This is a genomic window from Syntrophales bacterium (assembly GCA_023228425.1).
Taxonomy (GTDB): Bacteria; Desulfobacterota; Syntrophia; order Syntrophales; family UBA2210; genus MLS-D.
This window is the reverse complement of sequence record JALOBE010000002.1, coordinates 86,422-108,364: the sequence shown is the minus strand read 5'-3', so window position 1 is coordinate 108,364 and position 21,943 is coordinate 86,422. Positions and strand designations below refer to the sequence as shown.

Sequence of the window (21,943 nt, the reverse complement as noted above, 5' to 3'; positions counted from 1 at the left end):
CGTCCCGCGTGAATTGCCGGAGACTGCCGGGAGATCACCATCATCCTTGAGTCGGAAAATGCCAGTTCCCCATGGAACATTAAGGAACAACCACACCTGAAGCCGTTCCCTCGAAAGTACCGGCAGGCCCCGGGCCGGCAGCGTAGGAACCTGCCGCTCCGCCCAGGATCGATACGTTCCCGATACCGGTAACGCTCCCGCCACCGTCAATGTCGGCTGCCCAGGAGCCTCCGTCCCAGCTCGTTACTGAAAAACCGCCTTCTTCCCAGTCTGATGTATTCCAACTCCCGTGGGCGCCGGCAGGGTTACCCTCATACGTTCCAGTCACAGCTCCCGTTGCCCATATCAGGGGGGCTCCTCCGGGGCTATAGGAGAAAAACCGTACATCGTCCATCGTCAACGAGGGGATAGTGCCGCCGTGTGGCCCCTCCCCCTCGCTCGCACCGGATAGGGTGGTCCTGCCCACCTCGACGAAGGGAATGTTCAGTGCCCCGAGGGTTGCGGGGTCATCCGCCACCATATCAAGGAATGCCGACGTTTCCAGGAAAATCCCTCCGGCCATGGCATACCAGGGAACCCCCGTTAGCTCATTCTGTTCCCTCTCTTCAAAGATGCCCCCCCTTATCATGCCTCCCAGGACTCCTGTCACGGCATCGTCTATATCGATCCAGGAGCCGGTCATCGTTTGTTCAAAGGTGCCGCCGTCTCCGATTGGGATGATTGGGATATCTTTACTTCTGAGATACGCCCGGGGTTTTTCCGTTCCAAGGTTCAGTTCAACAAGCAGATCACCCCAGGTCGTTATAAGAGCTTCGGTAGTTGCTCCTATCCCGAATCCTTCAAATAATATCGTCGCGACACTGGCTTCGTCGCCACCCTGCTCCCTGATCGACCAGGTTACGGTCCTGGCGTTATTGAAGGTAAGAGGCAAGGGCTCTCCTCCGCCGTCCGAGAACTTCCAGGTACCCCACATATCTTCATCAAATATTGGGTTGTCATCGACCTCAAAGATTCCGGGTTCCGTGGTCAGGAGCACATAATCGGCTGGGCCGCCGCCATCGAACTCGTAGACTCCTCCTTGACCCGGCACCTCACCGCTTCCTTCGAGCATGCCGAGCGTGTAGCCCAGAAGACCGTCATCTCTCACATGAAACCCCGGGAGGAGGCCGAACCAGCCGTCAATCCACTTGGCTCCAGCAAAGATGCCGTCGAGACGCTGGGTGCCGTCGTCTATGCTTACGGGAGCGCTCCAGCTTGGATAAAGCACGGGGCCGAAAGACGGGTCATGGATTTCTCCGTCTACTTCCATTATCCCCGGGCTTGAAGCGACCAGGGAGAGATGTACGAAAGCCCAGTTATTGTAGTTGCTTGTACCGGATATGTTCACTCCCGCAAAGGGCTCGGGCTGCGGTTCAGACTCGGGCTGCAGTTCAGGCAGCGGGGGTTCCGGGGGGAGTGTCTGATCCGGCATGGGGTCCCTGTCCGGATCGAGTCCGGGGAGATCCGTATCAGGGTCGGCGGCATCGGCGTAGCGCTCGCCGCTTTCGGCATCACCGGCCATGTCGCCGCCGTTGAGGGGGTCTTCCCCATCACCCAAAGCCTCACCCTTGCGGATAGTGGTGTCGTCGAGGTGACGTTCCAGTTCCTCCTCCGTGGCGGGCCTGACAATGGGAATCTCGTCAGCTCCGAGCACCAGGAAGGCCTGGCCGGGCCTCACGATCCGAACCTGGTCGGGACGGCCCCTGCTGTAGACATAGAAGGTTCCCTCTCTGCTGGCACCTCCGGTAACACCGTCACGAAAGTAGACGAAGAAAGTGGTGCCCCTGACCCCGGCAACGGCCGTGGGAGTGTGAACCTCGTACACACTGTCCGGGGTGGCTTTTACCAGGACGCTCTGGACCTTGCCCCTCAGGAGATCGATGGTACCCGTCCGCTTATCGGCGTCAAAGAGAAACTCCGTTACCCGCAGACGCGAGAGCGGGGCGAGCCGGGTGACGCTGTCATCGATGAAAGTCAGCTCCAGGCGCGACTTCGTCATGGTGCGCAGGAAATCTCCCATATGGACCTCGTCGCCCACCGCGGCGGGCCGGGCGGGATCGTCACCCCGGGTGATGTCGGCCCGGCCTTCGATGGCGGTCACAATGCCGACGGGAGTCGCCAGGGCCGTAAAAGGGAGGAGCGAAACCAGGGCCAGAAGGACAAACGCAATCCATAATTTTCTCATGATAAAGGCCTCCTCTTGGATCAGAACTTGTACTCTATGCCCGTTGTGACGACATGCCGCGTGTAGGTGTTCAGGACGTCATTCGAACGGTTTCTCAACCCTGAATACGAAACGATGGCGTTGAGCTGTCTCGTCACCTCCCAGGTCAGCCCGAGGGAAAGGGAGTATTGGTTGTCCTTGCGCTTTTTGTCCAGGAGTATAAAACCGCCTCCCAGGGGTTCCGGGTAGGGGAGGGTATAACTGAAGTCGCGCAGGAAGTAGCCGATGCTTGCCTGGATCTTGACATCGTCGGCAATGGGGAAGATGGTGTTGAGGCTGAACCGGTGTCCCCGGTTGTCATATCGAAGTCCGTCGGCGTTTTCGTCGGTAAACTCGTACCGGGCGTTGAAGAAGGAATCACGGGCGAAGAGCCACACCCAGCTCACGTAGGCCCTGATACCTTCGCTGTCACGGTCGTTCTCGATATCGGGAGGCACGACGGGCTGGAAATAGTTGTTGACGGCATATCCGGCAAATACTTCAATGATGTTGGTGTTGTTGAGCAGGTAGCGGTAGAGGGGGCCCGCCGACAGCATTTCCACATAGCGCCTGCCGCCCAGCATATAGTGGCCGTAGCTGACGTTGAAGTTGAGCGCCGATCGCTCGAAACGGTACCCCGGGTTGAGCGAGACGATGTTGCCGATCATGTTGTGGGTTGAGGCGTTCTTGTCGAGAAAAACGGTTCCCAGTGAATAGCTGGCGTTGAAGAGCTTCCGCCCCTCGAGAACGGGAACGTAATCGATCCTGAAGGAAGGCGTGAAGGCCAGGCTCGATTCGTTGGTGATACCGCCGGCAATCGCCGAGTCCTCCGGTTTGGATATGACGTTGCTGTCCATTCGGCCGAAAAGGCCCAGGGTAAAGCGCCAGGGGCGTTCCAGAAAAACACGCTGGTCCACCAGATCCTGGTAACGCCGCGCGTAGGTTCCCAGGTCCGTCGCCGGATCAGCTACCACGGCAGCCTGGAAGCGCTCGCCGGCCTCCCTGAACTTGCGGGCCATCATGTAGGAGAGGCCGATCTGGAAATCCGCCGACTGGGTTATCTTCGGATCAAGCTTCTTCGCCCGTTCAAAGGCTTCCACGGACTCCGGGTGTTTGCCTTCCTTCTGAAGAACCAGGCCCTTGAGAAATGACACCGTCGCCGGGAGGACATCCTCTTTTTCCGCAAGGGCTATCCAGCGGTGTGCCTCCTCGAGGTTGCCCAGCCGGTAGTGGGTGTTGATCAGTTCAGGGAGAGCTTCTCTGATGCGCGGTTCCAGGGTGACGGCATCCTGGAAGTGAGGAAGGGCTTTCTGGTAGTCCATGATCTGTTTGTAGGCCATGCCCAGCATGAAGGCGGCAAGCGACGATTGGGGCAGGAACTCCCGGACGGCTGTCAGCGTCTCGATGGCTTCTTCATAATAGTCCATCCGGTATTCCCTGATACCCCGCTGCAGCAGTTCCTCAGGAGACTCATTGCCGGATGCCTGGGATGCAGGGACAACAAAACACAGGATCAGAAACAACCCGGCAAGAAATATCGAAGACTGTCGTTTCACGGTGCCACCTCTCTCGTTGATGTTTGTACGGTATCACCCTTTCCGTGACGTTCCCGGAGCCCATGACGGTCAAGTGTTGCGACGAATCGAATCAAGTGTTTTTTATAATACGTGTCTTCCACGTGAAAGCAAGGACTTTTCTCTACAATACAGACACGGATCTTTTTTTTTCGCAGCGTTTCGGCTCTTCGGTTTTTCCTCAGTCATCGGGATGTGCTCCCCATGCCTCAGGAACTGTTTATTTATAAAGCCGTCCTTCATCGGATGTTTTCCGACTATTCCGGGAACGACATCTTCCGATGGTTGTAATGATCCGGTATCATCCCAGAAGCGGCACTGTAACGCAAGAAAATATGGAACATATCCGTGCAGGGCACAGAGGGCGAACCGTCGGCGGGACAGCTGAGAGCGGTATTGAGAAAAAGGGTCGGCAAACAGTGCCGACCCTTCTTTTCGACTGGTGGGTCAGGGCAGAATTGAACTGCCGACACCCGGATTTTCAGTCCGGTGCTCTACCGACTGAGCTACCGACCCATTTTATTTCGTTTTGAGACCTTGAAATGACAAAATTAAAAGGTCTCGTTTTCTACTCACCCCGGAGGAATCAGTAGATCCTGTGAGGAATCGATGATTAGCCGATTCAAATTTTTTTGTCAAGCACTTTCCCCTCCCGTCGATATCAGGTTTGAGTGCCTGTTTCATCGAAACCGTTTCAAGGGGAAGAAAGAGAAATGTGCCGGGCCGTCCTGTCCGGGGAAAGGCTTCTTTCCTGATCCGGCGTCCGCTTTCGCCCCCGTGTCCTGATCACGAGAGTTCCCGCAATTTTGTCGTGCCAGCCCTGCTTTCTGCCGTCGAAGGCGGCCCAGAGAAAACCCAGGCACAGGAACATGTACGACACCAGGTATCCGACCCAGCGGAGAAAGGCATATCCCAGGGTCATCTCTTCCCCGGTATCCCGAATGACTTTGACACCCACAACCCATTTCCCCGGTGTCTGCCCGCCTGCTCCGTGAAAGATGGTGTAGTAGGCCATATTCATGAGCACGCCGACGGAAAGGTATACATAGCTCGTGACGAAGGTCGAATAGCTCCCCATGGACTGTCCCATGGAATCGGGGAGGGTGAATCGAATGGTTATGAAGGCAAGGGCTATGAGGAGCTGGATGATCAGTCCATCCATCCAGATGGCCAGGGCGCGGCGCCAGAACCCTCCGTAGCGATGGTACCTCATTGGACATCGTTCCTTTCCGGCGACGTTCCGATGGATCCGATTTCGTACTGGATAATCGACAGGATGACCAGGGCCGCCGTCTCGACTCTCAATATGCGGCGTCCCAGGTGCGCCGTCATGAAGCCCCGGTTCCGGGCGGCGGTTGCCTCGTCCCTGGAAAAGCCCCCCTCGGGGCCGACAACGATGGAAATCTCTGACAGATCGGGCCTGAAGGGCGTGCTGAAAATATCCCTGATGCCCCGATGGTGTTCCTCTTCCCAGAAGAAGAGAGGGAGGCTTGCCCGGGCCCCTTCATCTATCATGGCTTCGAAGGTCCTGATTTCAGAAACCTCGGGAACAATGGCATTGCCGCACTGTTTTGACGCTTCAGCGGCAATCTTCCGCCAGCGTTTCACCCGCGCTGCCGCCTTTTCGCCCGTGAGTCTGGGTATTGTCCTGGAGGAGGTGAAGGGGATGATGGTCCTCACGCCCAGCTCGGTTGCCTTCTGAACGATAAAATCCATCTTGCCTTCCTTGGGAAGTGCCTGGGCCAGAATCACCGGCGGCGCCGGATCGTCGACGGGTCGTTCTTCCCGGATTTCCAGGCGTACCCGGGAGGCACCGAAATCATCGATGACGGCCTCGTATTCATTGCCGACACCGTCAAAGAGAATCACCGTATCACCGACCTTCAGCCTCAGGACATGCTTCAGGTAGTGAAAGTCCTCCCGGTCCAGCTCGGTCATTGTTGTTCCCGGCCTCAGGGCCGGCCGGTACACCCGCTGAACCGACACGTCAGGGGTCCCTTTTTTTGAAGGTGAGGCAGAGCCATTCCTTTTCATCCCGACGATCGGTGACGGTGACGCCGTCGTCCTCAAAAATCTGTTCGAGCCGGCTTCCATATGTGTCGATGATGCCCGAGGCGACAAGATAACCGCCCGGCGCCATCATGGTGACGAGCCTGTCGCGGAGGTTCATCAGGGCGGGAGCCGTGAGATTTGCCACGATAAGGTTGAAGGTTCCTTCCATGTCGGAGGCATCCCGGTTGACCAGCCGGATCCGGTCGTGAAGATCGTTTATGGCTATGTTGACGGCCGCTATTTCCACGGCAAGCGGGTCCAGGTCGATGGCGGTCACGAGATCGGCGCCCAGCATGGCGCAGCACATGGCCAGGATGCCCGTGCCCGTTCCGATGTCGAGAACATTCCAGCCCTCCGGCGGTGTCTGTTTCAAGATGATATCTTCAATGGCATTGACCGAGAGTCGCGTGGAGGCGTGCTGACCCGTTCCGAAAGCCATACCCGGGTCGATGTCGATGACAATTTCTCCCCCCTCGGACCGGTAGCGTTCCCAGGTGGGCTTTATGACGATGTTCTTGCTGATGCGCAGGGGCTTGAAATACTTTTTCCACCGCTCGGCCCAGTCCGGATCGGAAATGGTTGAGGTGGAGTATGACGGAGCCTCCAGTTCCGGGAAGAGTTCCTTCAGACTTGCCGTGTAAGTCTCGAGGGACGAGAGCTTCTTCGCTACCTCCCCGGTGTCGGGCAGGTATGCCTTGATTGTGACCGTCTTCGGGGGGTCCTCGGGGAAATCGTTGAAAGGGCCCTGGATTGATTCTTCTTCAAAGACGCCCCGGGTTCCCAGTTCATCCAGGAAGTTTGCAAGAGGATCCGACAGCAGCGGCGGGGTCCTGACTACAATTTCAATCCACGATTCCCTGGCTGGGGTCGTTGTCATACATCCTCCTCGGGCGCCTGAACCGCGCCACTTCGGTATATCCTCTTTCATCTGATAATTCAAGCTGCTTGAGTTTTCCCTGTCTTCATGGTAACGAAACCAAATTACACAAGGGACGGTTGCGCGGCCATGACGGTCTACTATCCACTGTTTCTGAATATAATGAACCGACACTGTATTGTCATCGGTGCCGGTGATGTCGCGGCGAGAAAGTCGGTCCGTCTGATCGAATGCGGCGCCCGGGTGACCGTGGTGGGACGTTTATTGACACCCGAGCTGGCCCGCATGCGTGACGAGGGAGTTCTCTCCCACATCGATGATGACTACAGGAGTGAACACATCGAAGGTGCCTTTCTCGTCATCGGGGCAACCGATGACGAGGCCGTTAACCGGCGCGTTCATGGCGACGCTGAAGCGGCGGGACTGCTGGTGAATATCGTCGACTGTCCCGAATTATGCACCTTCATCCTGCCTGCCCTGGTTCGAAAAGGTGACCTGGCGGTGGCCGTCTCCACCGGGGGGAAAAGTCCCGCTCTTGCCCGGATGATACGGATGAACCTGGAAACGCTTCTGGACGACGGGTACGGTCCCCTGTTGCGGGTGCTGGGGAACCTGCGAAGACGCATACTGGCCCGGGCCAGGCCGGCCGACGAGAACAGGCTCACCTTCGAATCTCTCATCTATTCACCCCTCATGATACTTCTCAAGGAAGGCCGGCTGGACGAGGCACGGAATCTTGTCATGGAGCTGACGGGCGAAGAGATGGACCCGGCGGAACTCGAGGCGGCACAAACCGGAAACAATAATTATTTCGGTGACGACTGATGGATGCATTGTTTTTCAGGGCCGCCCTGGTAATCTACCTGGCAGGCACGGCGGGGTTCACGGCGTCGCTCCTTCTGAAAAGGGTTGCCCTGGCCCGGCTGTCCACCTGGGTGTTCGCGGCGGCTTTCGCCCTGCACACGGTCTTTATCGGTCTGCGCTGGTGGGGGTCAGGGTACAGCCCGGCGGTCAACCTGTCCGAGGCGCTTTCGTTTATCGGCTGGGCTATCGCGGCGGTGTATTTTCTCTTTCAGGCATTGACAAAAACGCGGGTACTCGGAGCGTTTGTAGCCCCTCTCTCGCTGGTGATGGTCATAGCCTCATCGGCGGGCATCATGGGCCCGTCCCCCGCGGGACAGGACCTGAAAACCTGCTGGGTGACGGTCCATGTCATTTTTTCGCTCACCGGATCGGCTCTCTTTGCCCTGGCGTGCTGCGCGGCCCTCATGTACCTGATCCAGGACGGCCTGATACGCCGGAGGAAGATTCACGAATTGTATCGGGTTCTTCCGTCGCTGGGCGACCTGGACAGGATAAATCATCTCAGTGTCCTCTGGGGCTTTCTTCTCCTTACCCTGGGCATCATCGCCGGATCGGTGTGGGCCCGCACCGCCTGGGGAAGCCATCTGCCCTGGGACCCCAAGCAGATCGCCACACTGGCGGCCTGGTTCCTCTGCGGGGTTCTGCTGCACCAGAGGCTTGTCATCGGCTGGAAGGGGCGCCGGGCGGCATTCCTGTCCATGGGGGCCTTCGCGATACTGCTGTTCGCCTTTGTGGGGGTCAATCTGTTTTTTACTACAATACACACGTTTTAAGCGGTAACCATGCATATTGTCATCCTGGGAATGAATCATAGAACGGCCCCGTTGGCCCTGCGAGAGCGCCTTACGATAGCCTGCGAGGACCAGGGCAGGACCGTGGAAGCGGTGAAGAGCATTCCCCATGTGCGAGAAGCCCTCTACCTGGCGACGTGCAACAGAGTTGAGGTGCTGGCCTCCGTCGGAGACGTGAAGCGGGCCATGGAAAGCCTGAAGGAGTTCATTCTTTCTCATGGAAACCTTCCCGCCCGGGAGATGGAGGTCTGCCTGTATCGCTACCGGGACGAGGAGGCCGTGCGGCACCTCTTCCGGGTGGCATCAAGCCTCGACTCCATGATCATGGGCGAGCCCCAGATACTGGGGCAGATGAAGGAAGCCTATCGCCTGTGCGTTGAAAAGCGGACCACCGGTGTTATCATGAACCGTCTGCTGCACCAGGCCTTTCGCGTGGCAAAGAGGGTGAGAACGGAGACAGGAATCGCTGAAAACGCTGTTTCCGTGGGCTACACGGCAGTGGCACTGGCAAAAAAAATCCTGGGGAGCCTGGAGGGCACGTCCGTCCTTCTCGTGGGGGCCGGTGAAATGGCCGAACTGGCGGCGCGGCATCTGAAGAACAACGGGGCGACGAGGATCATCGTGGCCAACAGGACCGTCGAAAACGCCCGTGCCCTGGCGGGAGTATTCGGAGGGACGGCGTTTGGGTTCGACGCGTTGCCCGGTATTCTGGGGGATGCGGACATCATTATCACCTCCACGGGCGCTCCGGGATACATCATCGATCGTCCGCTGGTATCGGCAGCCCTGCGCCGTCGGAAAAACCACCTGCTTTTTCTCATAGACATAGCTGTTCCACGGGACATCGATCCCGGTGTGGGCGCTATGGACAACGTTTATCTTTACAACATCGATGATCTTCAGCAGGTGGTTGACGAGAACCTGAAGAGCCGCATGGCCGAGGCGGCCAGGGCCGAAGAAATCATCAGCGGTGAGGTGGCTCTCTTCACCCGCTGGCGGGCGACTCTCGATGCGGTTCCCACGATTGTGGACCTCAAAAACAGGGTGGAGGACATCACCAGGGGAGAGCTTGACCGATCCATGTCATGGATGACCGGGCTCGGCGAGGAAGAGCGCGGCAATGTTGAAACCCTGATCAGGTCGGTAACCAACAAGATTCTTCACGGACCGGTGACGAGCCTCAAGGAAGAATGTGAAAACGGCGGCGGTCACGCCTATGTGGCGGCACTGAGGCGTCTTTTCGGACTCGACGAAGAGGTGTAACGCGCTGAGGGAGGTCTGCAATCGAACGGACAGTGCGTATCGGAACCAGGGGCAGTGACTTGGCCCTCGTTCAGGCTCGGAGTGTTGCCGAGTCGCTGCGAAAGCATCACCCGGGACTTGTCTGTGAGGTCGTTCCCATTAAGACCAGGGCCGACAGGCTGCAGGAGATGAGCATCGCCGAACTGGGCGGGAAGGGTGTTTTTGTCAAGGAAATCGAGGCGGAGCTTCTGAAAGGCTCTATCGACCTCGCTGTACACAGCATGAAGGACGTTCCGGTGGAACTGCCGGAAGGCCTTGAGATGGCAGCCTATCCCCGACGTGAAGACCCGCGGGACATCCTGGTGACGAAGGGAGAGGCCCTGCTGGAAAATCTGCCGCCGGGGGCCCGGATAGGGACGGGGTCACTCCGGCGCCGTATGCAGCTCCTGAAGGTGAGACCGGACCTGACGATCATTCCCATACGGGGAAACCTGCGGACGAGAATAGACACAATCGAGAAGCAGGGGCTCCAGGGGATCATCCTGGCGGCGGCGGGCATGGCTCGCATGGGCTGGCTCCGGGAAGTATCCCAGTTCCTTTCTCCCGACGTGATTCTTCCCGCGGCGGGTCAGGGTGTCCTGGGTATCGAGATCCGCCGTGATGATCGGGACATAAAAGAGCTTGTCTCCCCGCTCAATCACCCCGAGACGGTGCTTGAAATCCTTGCCGAACGGGCCTACCTTGGTCGCCTCGGCGGCGGCTGCCAGGTTCCCATCGCGGGTTATGCAAGGGTTGAGGGTGACTCCCTCAGGATCAGCGGACTGGTGGGGACACCCGACGGCCGGGTCCTGATCGGAGAAACACTCCGTGGCGGACGTCACGAAGGGGCGGCTCTCGGCCGGGCGGCGGCCGACTCGATTCTTGCCCGTGGCGGACGAAGGGTGCTTGACATTGAGTACGGTTCCTGCTGATGGCCGACGGTCTGATACTGAGGAGAAAAACAATCCCCGGCCGCGGGACCGGGATCTGCCGACCCCGGCGGCGGGGTCGGCACTGAGGGTAGAGCCTATGCGAAACATGGGGAAAGTATACATCATCGGTGGAGGGCCGGGAGACCCGGGACTCGTCACCCTTCGGGCCGTCGAGTGCCTGTCGCGGGCGGACGTGGTTGTCTACGATCATCTCGTCAACAGGGAGATACTGGATCACGCCCCCGGCGAATCCCGCCGGATATACGTGGGGAAACAGGGGGGGGACCACACGCTTTCCCAGGACGACATCAACATGATCCTCGTTGAGGAGGCCCGCGGAGGGCACGTGGTGGCGCGGCTCAAGGGCGGCGATCCCTTCATTTTCGGTCGCGGCGGGGAAGAGGCGCTGGTTCTCGCCGATCACGGGATACCCTTCGAAATCATCCCCGGCATCAGCTCGGCCGTCGCGGTGCCGGCCTATGCCGGGATTCCCCTGACCCAGCGGAAGTTCACCTCCACGGTGGCCTTTGTCACGGGGCACGAAGATCCAACGAAGCCTGAAAGCCGCCTCCACTGGGAACACCTGGCGCCTCTTGAAACACTGGTTTTTTTGATGGGCGTGAAAAACCTTCCAACGATCACGGAAAAACTCATCGAGCACGGGAAAGATCCGGAAACACCGGCGATTCTTGTCCGATGGGGGACCACTGCAGATCAGGAGACAGTGGTTGGGACCCTGGGAAGCATCGCAGCGCTGGCCCGTGAACGAGGCATGACGCCACCGGCGATCTTCGTGACCGGCGACGTGGTGGCTCTGCGAGACAGGCTTGCCTGGTTCGAAAAGAAGCCCCTCTTCGGGAAGGGTATCGTTATCACACGGCCCGAGGGACAGGCCCGTGAATGTGCGGACATGCTTCGTGAACGGGGAGCCCGGGTTATTGTTTTCCCCGTCATTTCCATTGTTCCCCATGAAGACACCGGCAGGTTCGACGAGGCCCTTGGCGTTCTCGATTCCTACCAGTGGGTCATATTCACCAGCGCCAACAGCGTCCGCTTCTTTTTTGACCGTCTTCGAAGCCTCGGCAGGGATTTACGGGATCTGAAGGGCCTTCGCGTGGCCGCTATCGGCCCCGCCACGGCGGCGGCCATCGAGGCAAAGGGAATCAGGGTTGACATAGTCCCTGAAGAATACATCTCGGAGGGGGTGGTAAAAGCCTTCGAAAGCCTGGACCTGGAGGGTGTCAAAATCCTGCTTCCCCGGGCGGAAACGGCCCGTGACGTGATTCCCCGTGAACTTGAGGCCCGGGGGGCCTGCGTTGACGTGATACCCCTCTACCGCGCGACAGGTTCGGGCCGTGACGGCACGGAACTGATCGGGCTCATGAAGGAGGGCCTCGTGGATGTACTCGCCTTTACGAGTCCCTCAACGGTGACCCATTGTATCGACATGATCGGCGGTATCGAAAACATACCCCCTTCCGTCGCCGTCGCCTGCATCGGACCCGTAACGGAAGCGGCGGCGCGGAAAGCCGGCCTGAGAGTGGACATCATGCAGGGCCCCTATGACATGAAGGGCTTTGCGGCTGCCATCGAGGAGGGGTTGAAAGAAAAACGATGATAGGTGTTTCAAAACTATACTGCGGGGGTGTCGAGCCGTCGGATGTTCTGCGCTACGGTTCTGATTCCGGGAGCCTTCCGTCGCAGCTGCTCCAGTTTTCCGCCGACAAGAAACCCGTAGTGGTGTGGAACGTAACCAGGCGGTGCAACCTGAAGTGCGTGCACTGCTACTCAAGCTCTCAGAATGTGACCTATGCCGACGAACTCGACACGCTGCAGGGCAGGGCGCTCCTGTCGGATATGGCCGATTACGGTTGTCCCGTAGCGCTTTTTTCCGGTGGCGAGCCTTTCATGAGAAGCGACCTTCCCGAACTGGTCCGCTACGCCGTCGACCGGGGCATGCGCGCCGTCATCTCCACCAACGGCACTCTCGTCACGCCGCGGCAGGCACGGATTTACGCTGATATCGGCCTGTCCTATGTGGGGGTGAGCCTCGACGGGACAGGCCCCGTGCATGACCGCTTCAGGGGCGTCGGAGGGGCCTTTGAAGCCGCCATGCGGGGTATCAGGAACTGCCGGGACGCGGGCATCAAGGTGGGTGTCAGGTTCACCCTCACCCGCTCGAACGTGGATCAGGTGCCGGCCATTTTTGACCTGGCGGAGGCTGAAGGAATACCCCGGCTCTGTTTCTATCATCTGGTCTATTCGGGACGCGGTTCCGCTCTTATCGATGAAGACCTTGATCATCGTGAGACCCGGGCCGCTGTGGACCTCATTCTTGACCGCACGAAAGACCTGTACCGCCGGGGTGTGCCAAAGGAAGTCCTCACCGTCGACAACCATGCCGACGGGCCTTACCTGTACCTGCGTCTTCTGCGGGAGGACCCGGAACGGGCCGCCGAGGTGATGAAGCTGCTTTGCATGAACGAGGGAAACAACTCGGGCCGGGGCATCGGCTGCGTCAGCTGGGACGGCGAGGTCCATCCGGACCAGTTCTGGCGTTCCGTTTCCCTGGGTAACGTGAAAAATCGTCCCTTTCATGAGATCTGGGAGGATCGGGGAAACGGGCTGCTGATGCGACTGAAGGACAAGAAACTCCATGTCCGGGGCCGCTGCGCCTCCTGTCGATGGCTCGATATCTGCGGAGGTAATTTCAGGGCCCGGGCGGAAGCGGCGACGGGAGACATCTGGGCTGAAGACCCGGCCTGCTACCTGACGGACGAGGAAATCGACAAGGAGGGCTGACCATGCAGTACCCCGAATACCGGCCACGACGGCTGAGAAAAAATGAGAACCTGAGACGGCTGATCAGGGAAACACGCCTGTCCGTTGACAGCCTCGTGTGTCCGCTGTTCGTCGTTCCCGGTTCAAAAGTGAAGAAACCGATCACCTCCATGCCGGGACAGTTCCAGGTATCCGTTGACCATCTGGTGAAGGAAGCGGCGGTGATTCGAGACCTGGGGATTCCCGCGGTGCTTCTCTTCGGTATTCCCGAGAAGAAGGATGAGCTGGCCGGCGGAGCCTTCGCGAGAAAGGGCATCGTGCAGAGGGCCGTCTCGGCATTGAAAGAATCGATTCCCGACATGATGGTCATCACCGATGTATGTCTATGCGAGTACACCAGCCACGGCCACTGCGGCATGCTCGACGGCGATGACGTGGACAACGATACCACGATCCAGGTACTGGGTGAAACGGCCCTTTCCCACGCCAGGGCCGGCGCCGACATGGTGGCACCCTCGGCCATGATGGACGGCCAGATCCTGGCCGTTCGTGAAGCCCTCGACGAAGGAGGGTATGAGTCAACGCCCGTCATGGCTTACTCGGCCAAGTACGCGTCGTCTTTCTACGGGCCTTTCAGGGAGGCCGCCGAAAGCGCGCCGCAACGGGGGGACAGGAAGTCCTACCAGATGGACCCTGCCAACAGTGACGAGGCCATCAGGGAAATGACCCTGGACGTGGCGGAAGGGGCGGACATTCTCATGGTGAAGCCGGCACTCGCCTACCTCGACGTCATACGCAGGGCCAGGGAGGAGTTTGATCTGCCCCTCGCTGCCTACAACGTAAGTGGTGAATACGCCATGGTCAAGGCGGCGGCGGCCATGGGGCACCTTGACGGTGAGCGCGCCATGATGGAGATCCTGCTGTCGCTGCGGCGGGCCGGCGCCGACATAATTATAACCTATCACGCGAAGGAAGCGGCAGAAGTGCTTTTAAAATAAAGAAAAAAGGGATTACTAGTGGTACAAAACCGACCATCGATCATTCTGCCCCATGACCTTCGCATGGTGGCCTGGGAAATAACACGGAGCTGCAACCTGGACTGTATCCACTGCCGGGCGGCGGCCAAGTACGGTCCCTACGAGGGGGAACCGGCCACGGAACAATGCCTGGCACTGTTGGACGACATCGCCTCTCTGGGAACTCCCGTGGTGATTCTCACGGGGGGTGAGCCCTACCTTCGGGAAGATATATTTTACGTGGCCGCCGAAGGGGACCGGCGGGGGCTTCGTATGGTTCTCGCCACGAACGGTACCATGGTGACTGACGAAATCGCGCGAAAAACCAGGGAGGCGGGCATCAGGCGCGTGAGCATCAGTATCGACGGGGCGGACGGGACAAGCCACGATACCTTTCGGGGCGTACACGGCGCCTACGACGCCGCGCTCAGGGGAATCGAGGCCTTTCGACAAGCGGGAGTTGAGTTCCAGGTGAACACCACGGTAACAGAGCGGAATCGAGGAGAACTGGACCTGATCATGAAACGGGCTGAGCGGCTCGGTGCGGCGGCTCACCACATATTTCTCCTGGTCCCCACGGGGCGGGCCCGGGACATGGCACACCAGGCCATGGGACCCGATGAATACGAGGAAACCCTTCTCTGGTACCACGAGCGTGAGAAAGGCTGTTCCATGCAGTTGAAAGCCACCTGTGCCCCCCAGTATTACCGCATTTATCACCAGAACAGGAACAACCGGGAGAACGACCCGGGACGGGGCGGTGAACTTCACACCATGACCCGGGGCTGTATGGGGGGCAGTTCCTTCTGCTTCATCTCCCACCGGGGGCAGGTGCAGCCCTGCGGGTTTCTGGAAATCGATTGCGGACAGCTGTCCTGTCAGAGTTTTCAGGAAATCTGGGAGGATTCTCCCATTTTCCGTGACCTGAGGAATCTCTCTCGCTATGAGGGGAAATGCGGTCGCTGCGAATTTATCCGGGTTTGCGGGGGTTGCCGGGCCCGCGCATACGAGGCGACAGGCAGTTACCTGGCTGAAGAGCCGCTCTGTCCCTGGGAACCCGGAAGCGGCAGGAGCGGTTCGTTTGCCGGGGAAAGATGAGCTGTACAATGGATGATCGTGACAGGACCCTTCTCACCATGCTGCAGGGCGACTTTCCCCTGGAAAAAAATCCCATTGCCGTGGTGGCCGGCAGGCTGGGCATGGACGAAGGGGACGTGCGCGACCGGGTGAAGCGGCTGAAAGAGGAGGGCGTCATCAGGAGAATCGGCGCCGTCTTCGACCGTGAAGCCCTTGGCTGGGAAGGGACTCTCTGCGCCGCCAAGGTTCCCGGCGACCGACTCGATGTCTTTGTGGGGGCGGTAAACGCTATACCCGGTGTTACTCACAACTACCGCCGCAACCACGACTGGAATGTCTGGTTCACGCTCATCGCGGCCTCACGGGGCGATATCGACCGCATTCTTGAAACCCTGCGCGCGCAGACGGGCATTACGGATATCGTGGACATGAAAACCCTTCGCACCTTCAAGATCAACGCCGCCTTCGACCTGCGGCCGCGTGCTCCGACAAAATGATTGATTCTTGCCGATTCACTATGGTAACGGAAAAGCACTTTTTTTCTTTCCGCCGCCATAAAAATCCTGTACGGGAGGAACCCCATGTCACCAGCATCCATGAAAGTAATGCCCCGCTGGATTCCGCTTCTTGGTGGAGTCCTGGGATCCACCACCTGCGGTCTGCTCCTCTATGCCTGGAGCGTTTTCATTCAACCCCTGAGCGCCGAGTTCGGCTGGAACCGGGCGGAGATATCCATGGCTTTTTCCATCTGCGCGCTCATGTTCGGACTCATAACCTTCGTATCGGGGAAAATGAGCGACCGCTTCGGCCCCAGGATCGTGGTCATTATCGGCTCCATCATTCTGGGGGTCGGATTTACCGCCGCAGGCTTCATCCAGGAGAAATGGCAGCTCTATCTGACCTATGGATTTATCGCGGGGACAGGCGGCGGCCTCGTCTATCTGCCTCCCATAGCCACGGCCCCCAAGTGGTGGCCTGACCGGAGGGCCCTTGCCACGGGTTTCGCCGTTGTCGGGCTGGGTCTTGGTTCATTCATCATGGCCCCCCTGGCGACCAAGATCATCGGCCACCCCGGTCTGGGGTGGCGGTATGTCTTTATCTACGCGGGCATCGCCATGGGCATCATGGGCCTTGTTTCCGCCTTCTGCCTGAACAATCCGCCCCCGAAGTGGAAACCCGCCGGCTGGAATCCTCCCCGGCCGGCGGAAATGGGAGAAAAGGTGATTTCCCGTGATTATACCTTCAGCGAGGCCGTACGGACCCGCCAGTTCTGGATGCTGTACCTTGCCTATTTCTGCGGTTGCTTCGCGGGCCTCATGGTCATCGGGCATGTGGCGGGCCACGGCACCGACTCGGGGCTGACCGCTATGCAGGCCGCCATGGCCGTGAGCGCCCTGGCTGTGTTCAATGCCGTAACACGCATCCTGATCGGCTACGTGGCGGACAAGATCGGCGCCAAAGTTTCCCTCATCGTGATCCTGGCCCTGCAGGTAGTGGCCCTGCTGTTCCTCTACCCGGCGGGCAGCAGCGTGGTCTTCCTCGTCGTCATAGCGGCCGTGATCGGCTGGAACTACGGAGGCATGTTCACGCTGTTTCCCTCTGCCTGTCTGCAGTATTACGGGCCAACGGCGCAGGGAGCCAATTACGGACTTCTGTTCACCGCGTTCGGTTTGGCGGGTTTTTTCGGTCCCCTGGTGGGCGGCATGCTGAAGGATTCCACAGGAACCTACTCGGTCCCGTTCATTGCCGGTGCGGCGGTGGTGGCCCTTTCAGTGATTACCATCGCCCTTTCGAAGGCTCCCGGCAGGAAAGAGGCCTGATGTCTCCCGGCCGTCAAGGAAGGAAGGTGAGAGCGGGTGTCGGATAACCGTGATTACCCCACTCTGGTTCTCGTGGACGGCACCAACTATGTCTACCGGGCCTTCTATGCCATTCGTGAACTTTCAAACTCGAAGGGCTTCCCCACGAACGCCATATACGGCTTCACCACCATGCTGATGAAGCTGATCCGGGAACAGGAACCGGACTACATGGCCGTCGTGTTCGACGCGAAGGGACCCACCTTCCGCCATGAAGCCTACGATCAGTACAAGGCGAACCGGCCTGTCATGCCCGATGATCTCGTTCTTCAGATCCCCCGCGTCAAGGATGTGGTGCGAGGCTTTGCCATTCCCGTCATAGAGAGGGAAGGTGTCGAAGCCGACGATATCATCGGTACACTGGCAAAATCAGCCGATGCCCGGGGTGTCCGGGTAAAGATAGCCTCCGGAGACAAAGACCTGCTGCAACTGGTGACCGCCCGGGTCACCATTGTGGATACAATGAAGGACAAATCCTACGACATGGATGGTGTAGTGGAACGCTTCGGGGTTCCGCCGGACCGGGTTGTCGACGTACTGGGACTTGCCGGAGACTCTTCCGACAACATACCGGGCGTGCCGGGAATCGGAGAAAAGACAGCCGTAAAACTGGTGAGTAACTACGGTTCCCTGGATGACATACTGAGCCGTCTTGAGGAGTTGAAGGGGGGCCGACTGAAAAGCAATCTCATGGAATATGCCGACCAGGCGCGCTTGAGCCGGGAGCTTGCGACCATCAGGACCGATCTGGATCTTGATGTATCACTTGAAGACCTGGTGCGACAAAATCTCGACGCCGACGCCTTGAGGGCTCTGTTCTCGGAATTTGAATTTTCATCGCTGCTGCAGCAGGTGCAGGGCCGAGAGGCCCCCGGTGACCGTAGTTATACGCTGATTACCCGTGAAGAGCATCTTCACGACCTTTCGAGGCTCCTCCGGGAGGCGGGAAGTTTTTCCTTTGAATTCGTCACCGGCCGGGAGATTCCTCAGCGGGGCATTGAACCGGTCGGACTGGCCCTTTCAGCCCGGCCGGGGGAGGCCTGGTATATTCCCATCGGGAAGGAGGAAGATGGCGTCGGACTCGAGCCGGAGTCCCTCTATTCATCGTTGGGGCCGGTTTTTTCAGATCCCGCGATTCTCAAAACCGGTCACGACCTCAAGAAGGCCTTTCTTGTCCTCGCGACAAACCGCATTACCCTCGCGGGGGCCGACTTTGACACCATGGTGGCAGCCTGGCTCCTCGATGCATCGAAGAGGGACTACAGTCTTCAGTCACTTGCCGCCCGATACCTGAACCGTCGTCTTCCGTCGCCGGAGGAACTGACGGGGAGCGGTGCCCGTGCCCTATCGATCCGTGATGTCCCTCCGGACAAGGCCGTCGACTGTTTCTGCCGGTCAGTGGACGTCCTCTCGAGCCTGAAGCCCCTGTTGGAAGACGAAATCAGGAAAGAGGGACTGGCCGAGCTGTTCAGGGAGATTGAAATGCCCTTGGTGGAAGTTCTGGCTGCCATGGAGTTTTACGGAGTTCTTGTCGATGGCGGCCTCCTGGCGGACATGTCGAAGGATCTGGGGGAACTGCTCAGGCTCTCTGAAGAAAAGATTTATGCCCTGGCGGGAGAGCGATTCAATATCAATTCGCCCAGGCAGCTCCAGGTCGTACTCTTCGACAAGCTGGGAATGCCCCGGGGGCGCAAGACAAAAGAGGGATATTCAACGGACGTGGAGGTACTCGCGCGCCTTGCCCGCTCCTATGAATTGCCTGGAGAAATCCTGGCTTACAGGAGTCTTGCCAAACTGCGGTCCACCTACGTGGATGCCCTGCCTGAGCTTATCAATCCCGAAACGGGGAGAATCCACACATCCTATAACCAGACGGCAACGGCGACGGGACGGCTCTCCAGCAGCGATCCGAATCTGCAGAATATTCCCATCAGAACCACCGAGGGGAAGCGCATCCGCCAGGCATTCAAGGCACCCGAGGGCTGGGAACTCCTGTCGTCGGACTATTCGCAGATCGAACTGCGCATCCTGGCCCATCTTTCAGAGGATGAAGAGCTGATACAGGCCTTCGCCGATGGCGAGGACATTCACCGAAAGACGGCCTCCACGGTCTTCGGCGTTTTCCCGGCCCTGGTCAACGACGAGATGCGGCGGCAGGCAAAGGTCATAAACTTCGGTGTGATCTATGGAATGAGCCCCTTCGGGCTGGCTCGGGAACTGGGCATAACCCAGAAAATGGCAAAGATTTACATTGACGAATATTTCCAGCGTTTCCAGGGGGTCAGTCGCTTCATAGAGAAGGTGCTCGATCAGGCCAGGGAGGACGGTTTCGTGACTACCATCATGAAGCGGCGCCGGGCAATTCCTGAGATCAACAGCCCCATCGTTCAGGTCCGCCAGTTTGCCGAACGGGCGGCGGTGAACACGCCCATCCAGGGGTCCGCGGCGGATCTTATAAAGATCGCGATGCTGCGGATCGCCGGAGCCATCAAAGAAAAAGAATTCTCCGCCCGTATGATCATGCAGGTTCACGACGAACTTGTCTTTGAAGTCCCCCGGGAAGAACGAGACAGCCTTGCGGATCTCGTGAAAAAGGAAATGGAAGGTGTCATCACCCTGAAGGTTCCGCTTGAAGTGCATATCAGGAGCGGCGGCGACTGGGACGAGGCGCACTGACGAAGTGCCCTGGTTTCTCGAAAGATGCTGTACGCTGCCTCCAATATATGAGATACTGCGGAACACCCGAAGTCACCGGTGCCGTTCCGACGTACAATGTGGCTCCGGTGATCGATGATTGAAATGGATTGCAGGCTGAAAGAAAAACGATGCCGGTTTTATCGAGAAGACATTTTCTGCGGGCAGCCGCCAGCCTGGCTGCACTGACGGGCATTTCCGGCGCGCCGTCCTTTGCTGCCGACGGACCCCGTCGGGGAGATCTCGCCACGCTGATCGACTGTACGCTCTGCGACGGGTGTGTGGATCACGCCGTTGCGCTTTGTGTCGCGGCCTGCAGGGAACGGGCCCTGGAGAGGATTCCCGATCCCGAACAACCGATTCCAAAGCTCTTTCCACGGGGACAGATCGAAGACTGGTCTGAACGGAAGGATGTTCTTGACCGGTTGACGCCCTATACGCAGATCTATGTGCAACGGGCCGATGTGGGGGAGGGTGACGACAGACGAACGGTTTATCTGCCGCGGCGTTGCATGCACTGCGACAATCCTCCCTGTGCTACCATCTGTCCCTTCACGGCGAACCACAAGTATCCCAACGGTGCCGTCGTCATCGATGACGACCTCTGCTTCGGCGGTGCAAAGTGCCGTGACGTCTGTCCCTGGGGTATCCCGCAGCGCCAATCCGGTCTCGGCATCTACTTGAATATTCTGCCGACCCTGGCGGGAAACGGTGTCATGTTCAAGTGCGACCTCTGTTATGATCGACTCATGAAGCAACGGGTTCCGCTCTGCGTAGAGGCGTGCCCCCGAGGTGCCATGATCATCGGATTGAGGCGGGACATATTCAACGAGGCGGAGCGAAGGGCGGCGCGGACGGGGGGCCGGCTCTACGGGAACACGGAAAACGGGGGCACGGGGACCATCTACCTGTCGCCTGTGCCCTTTGAGGATATAAATGCCGTTCTGGCCAAGGGGCCGGGCCGGCCGCACCTGGACCGGGTTGAACGACGGCTTGCCCGGGCATCCATTCTGGAAGCGTCAGTCCTCATGGCGCCGGTTGCCGGAATGGGTGCCGGGATCGCCGCGGCCGTGGCCGCACTGAAACAGAGAGGAAAAGACAACCGGGATGGCGGCGGCTGTGACTGATGGAATCCCGAGGAAGCAGGACCTGGTAAGGCGGCATGGACTGATAGAGATGGTCGAGCACTGGGCCGTCGCCCTGTCGGGAATCATGCTGATCGTCACCGGCCTGCTCGAACTGCCCGTGGGAAGGCGATACTATATTACCGAGATTCCCGGTTTTTCCTGGGCTGATGATTTTTTTGTCACCCTCTCGCTTCATTACGCGGCCGCCATCGTTTTCGTTGCCGTCGCTTTTTTCCATTTATTTTATCATGGGCTTCGGGGGGACGGAGGTCTTATTCCCCGGCGGGGTGATTTGAAAGCATCCATCGCGGTCATCAAATCATTTTTCGGCAAGGGCGAGGAGCCGCCTTTCGGGAAATACCTGCCGGAACAGCGCCTCGCCTACATGGGAATGGCGGCACTCATAGTACTGCTGGTACTCTCCGGACTGGTCAAGACCTACATGAACCTCCTGAACCCTCAGCTTTCACGGCCAATCGCCCTGACGGCCACCTGGATACACAATGGTGCTTTTTTTCTGTTTGTTCTCGCCTTTGTCGCCCATATCGCAGCCCTGCTGATAAAGCCGAACAGACCGCTTCTCAGAGGTATGTTCACAGGGTATGTCGGACTCGACTACGCCCGGAAACGGCATCCCCTGTGGATGGATGAACGTATGAAAAAGGACCGGAAAATCCTGCCGGGGGACCGGATAGAGGGAACCATCCATTCCACCGGCAGCAGCTCCGTCGAAAAGAGGGGTGAACAACCGACCGGCAGGATGACTGACCAACATG

17 protein-coding genes, 1 tRNA gene and 1 pseudogene are annotated in these 21,943 nt (G+C 58.7%); 13 read left to right on the top strand and 6 right to left on the bottom strand.

The genetic code is table 11. The features are described from left to right. Positions 1-79: 79 nt before the first annotated feature. The 6 genes from M0Q23_01390 to prmA all read right to left on the bottom strand — a co-directional run bounded on the left by M0Q23_01390 (position 80) and on the right by prmA (position 6,745). A complete protein-coding gene (locus M0Q23_01390) occupies positions 80-2,224 on the bottom strand; it encodes a FecR domain-containing protein (GenBank protein ID MCK9527301.1) in 2,145 nt (714 codons plus the stop codon). Between the two features lie 20 nt (positions 2,225-2,244). After that, a complete protein-coding gene (locus tag M0Q23_01385; protein MCK9527300.1) occupies positions 2,245-3,798 on the bottom strand; it encodes a hypothetical protein in 1,554 nt (517 codons plus the stop codon). Positions 3,799-4,256: 458 nt separating this feature from the next. Then, positions 4,257-4,332 (bottom strand) — tRNA-Phe (locus M0Q23_01380). Between the two features lie 178 nt (positions 4,333-4,510). After that, a complete protein-coding gene (locus M0Q23_01375; protein MCK9527299.1) occupies positions 4,511-5,029 on the bottom strand; it encodes an RDD family protein in 519 nt (172 codons plus the stop codon). Next, positions 5,026-5,802 (bottom strand): 16S rRNA (uracil(1498)-N(3))-methyltransferase, encoded by a 777-nt coding sequence (locus tag M0Q23_01370; protein ID MCK9527298.1) that lies wholly within the window; start codon positions 5,800-5,802, stop codon positions 5,026-5,028. The genes M0Q23_01375 and M0Q23_01370 overlap by 4 nt, the downstream gene beginning before the upstream one ends. Before the next feature lies 1 nt (position 5,803). Next, positions 5,804-6,745, bottom strand: a complete 942-nt coding sequence (gene prmA, locus M0Q23_01365) for a 50S ribosomal protein L11 methyltransferase (GenBank protein ID MCK9527297.1) — start codon at positions 6,743-6,745, stop codon at positions 5,804-5,806. 129 nt (positions 6,746-6,874) lie between these two features. Here prmA and M0Q23_01360 point away from each other — a divergent pair, with 129 nt between their 5' ends. The 13 genes and pseudogenes from M0Q23_01360 (at position 6,875) to M0Q23_01300 (ending at position 21,708) form a co-directional block, all read left to right on the top strand. Beyond that, the gene (locus M0Q23_01360; protein MCK9527296.1) at positions 6,875-7,570 is read left to right on the top strand and encodes a bifunctional precorrin-2 dehydrogenase/sirohydrochlorin ferrochelatase; all 696 of its coding nucleotides are present in this window, start codon (positions 6,875-6,877) and stop codon (positions 7,568-7,570) included. Continuing rightward, the gene (ccsA, locus tag M0Q23_01355; GenBank protein MCK9527295.1) at positions 7,570-8,382 is read left to right on the top strand and encodes a cytochrome c biogenesis protein CcsA; all 813 of its coding nucleotides are present in this window, start codon (positions 7,570-7,572) and stop codon (positions 8,380-8,382) included. The genes M0Q23_01360 and ccsA overlap by 1 nt, the downstream gene beginning before the upstream one ends. A gap of 9 nt (positions 8,383-8,391) precedes the next feature. Next, positions 8,392-9,663: a glutamyl-tRNA reductase gene (hemA, locus tag M0Q23_01350; GenBank protein ID MCK9527294.1), complete on the top strand. Its 1,272-nt coding sequence runs from the start codon at positions 8,392-8,394 to the stop codon at positions 9,661-9,663. Between the two features lie 59 nt (positions 9,664-9,722). After that, positions 9,723-10,613 carry a hydroxymethylbilane synthase gene (gene hemC, locus M0Q23_01345; protein MCK9527293.1) on the top strand — a complete coding sequence of 297 codons (891 nt, stop codon included), beginning with the start codon at positions 9,723-9,725 and terminating at the stop codon, positions 10,611-10,613. Continuing rightward, the gene (cobA, locus tag M0Q23_01340; GenBank protein ID MCK9527292.1) at positions 10,594-12,231 is read left to right on the top strand and encodes a uroporphyrinogen-III C-methyltransferase; all 1,638 of its coding nucleotides are present in this window, start codon (positions 10,594-10,596) and stop codon (positions 12,229-12,231) included. The genes hemC and cobA overlap by 20 nt, the downstream gene beginning before the upstream one ends. After that, a complete protein-coding gene (gene ahbC, locus M0Q23_01335) occupies positions 12,228-13,415 on the top strand; it encodes a 12,18-didecarboxysiroheme deacetylase (protein ID MCK9527291.1) in 1,188 nt (395 codons plus the stop codon). The genes cobA and ahbC overlap by 4 nt, the downstream gene beginning before the upstream one ends. 2 nt (positions 13,416-13,417) lie before the next feature. Continuing rightward, a complete protein-coding gene (gene hemB / locus M0Q23_01330) occupies positions 13,418-14,392 on the top strand; it encodes a porphobilinogen synthase (GenBank protein MCK9527290.1) in 975 nt (324 codons plus the stop codon). 18 nt (positions 14,393-14,410) lie between these two features. Then, positions 14,411-15,508 carry a heme b synthase gene (ahbD, locus tag M0Q23_01325; protein MCK9527289.1) on the top strand — a complete coding sequence of 366 codons (1,098 nt, stop codon included), beginning with the start codon at positions 14,411-14,413 and terminating at the stop codon, positions 15,506-15,508. Next, positions 15,505-15,984, top strand: coding sequence for an Lrp/AsnC family transcriptional regulator (locus tag M0Q23_01320; GenBank protein MCK9527288.1), 480 nt, complete (start codon positions 15,505-15,507; stop codon positions 15,982-15,984). Before ahbD ends, M0Q23_01320 begins: the two co-directional genes overlap by 4 nt. Before the next feature lie 84 nt (positions 15,985-16,068). Further along, on the top strand, positions 16,069-17,307 hold the full coding sequence (locus tag M0Q23_01315; protein ID MCK9527287.1) for an OFA family MFS transporter: 1,239 nt from the start codon (positions 16,069-16,071) through the stop codon (positions 17,305-17,307). A 36-nt stretch (positions 17,308-17,343) separates the two neighbouring features. Then, positions 17,344-20,022, top strand: coding sequence for a DNA polymerase I (gene polA / locus M0Q23_01310; GenBank protein ID MCK9527286.1), 2,679 nt, complete (start codon positions 17,344-17,346; stop codon positions 20,020-20,022). 149 nt (positions 20,023-20,171) lie between these two features. Beyond that, the gene (locus M0Q23_01305) at positions 20,172-21,167 is read left to right on the top strand and encodes a 4Fe-4S dicluster domain-containing protein (GenBank protein MCK9527285.1); all 996 of its coding nucleotides are present in this window, start codon (positions 20,172-20,174) and stop codon (positions 21,165-21,167) included. An 85-nt stretch (positions 21,168-21,252) separates the two neighbouring features. Next, positions 21,253-21,708: pseudogene (locus tag M0Q23_01300) on the top strand (cytochrome b/b6 domain-containing protein). Positions 21,709-21,943 lie beyond the last annotated feature (235 nt).

Coding starts and splice junctions, on each gene's coding strand:
- M0Q23_01390 (MCK9527301.1), bottom strand. CDS start 2,224: ATGAGAAAATTATGGATTGCGTTTGTCCTTCTGGCCCTGGTTTCGCTC.
- M0Q23_01375 (MCK9527299.1), bottom strand. CDS start 5,029: ATGAGGTACCATCGCTACGGAGGGTTCTGGCGCCGCGCCCTGGCCATC.
- prmA (MCK9527297.1), bottom strand. CDS start 6,745: ATGACAACGACCCCAGCCAGGGAATCGTGGATTGAAATTGTAGTCAGG.
- M0Q23_01360 (MCK9527296.1), top strand. CDS start 6,875: ATGACGGTCTACTATCCACTGTTTCTGAATATAATGAACCGACACTGT.
- ccsA (MCK9527295.1), top strand. CDS start 7,570: ATGGATGCATTGTTTTTCAGGGCCGCCCTGGTAATCTACCTGGCAGGC.
- hemA (MCK9527294.1), top strand. CDS start 8,392: ATGCATATTGTCATCCTGGGAATGAATCATAGAACGGCCCCGTTGGCC.
- ahbC (MCK9527291.1), top strand. CDS start 12,228: ATGATAGGTGTTTCAAAACTATACTGCGGGGGTGTCGAGCCGTCGGAT.
- hemB (MCK9527290.1), top strand. CDS start 13,418: ATGCAGTACCCCGAATACCGGCCACGACGGCTGAGAAAAAATGAGAAC.
- M0Q23_01320 (MCK9527288.1), top strand. CDS start 15,505: ATGAGCTGTACAATGGATGATCGTGACAGGACCCTTCTCACCATGCTG.
- M0Q23_01315 (MCK9527287.1), top strand. CDS start 16,069: ATGTCACCAGCATCCATGAAAGTAATGCCCCGCTGGATTCCGCTTCTT.
- M0Q23_01305 (MCK9527285.1), top strand. CDS start 20,172: ATGCCGGTTTTATCGAGAAGACATTTTCTGCGGGCAGCCGCCAGCCTG.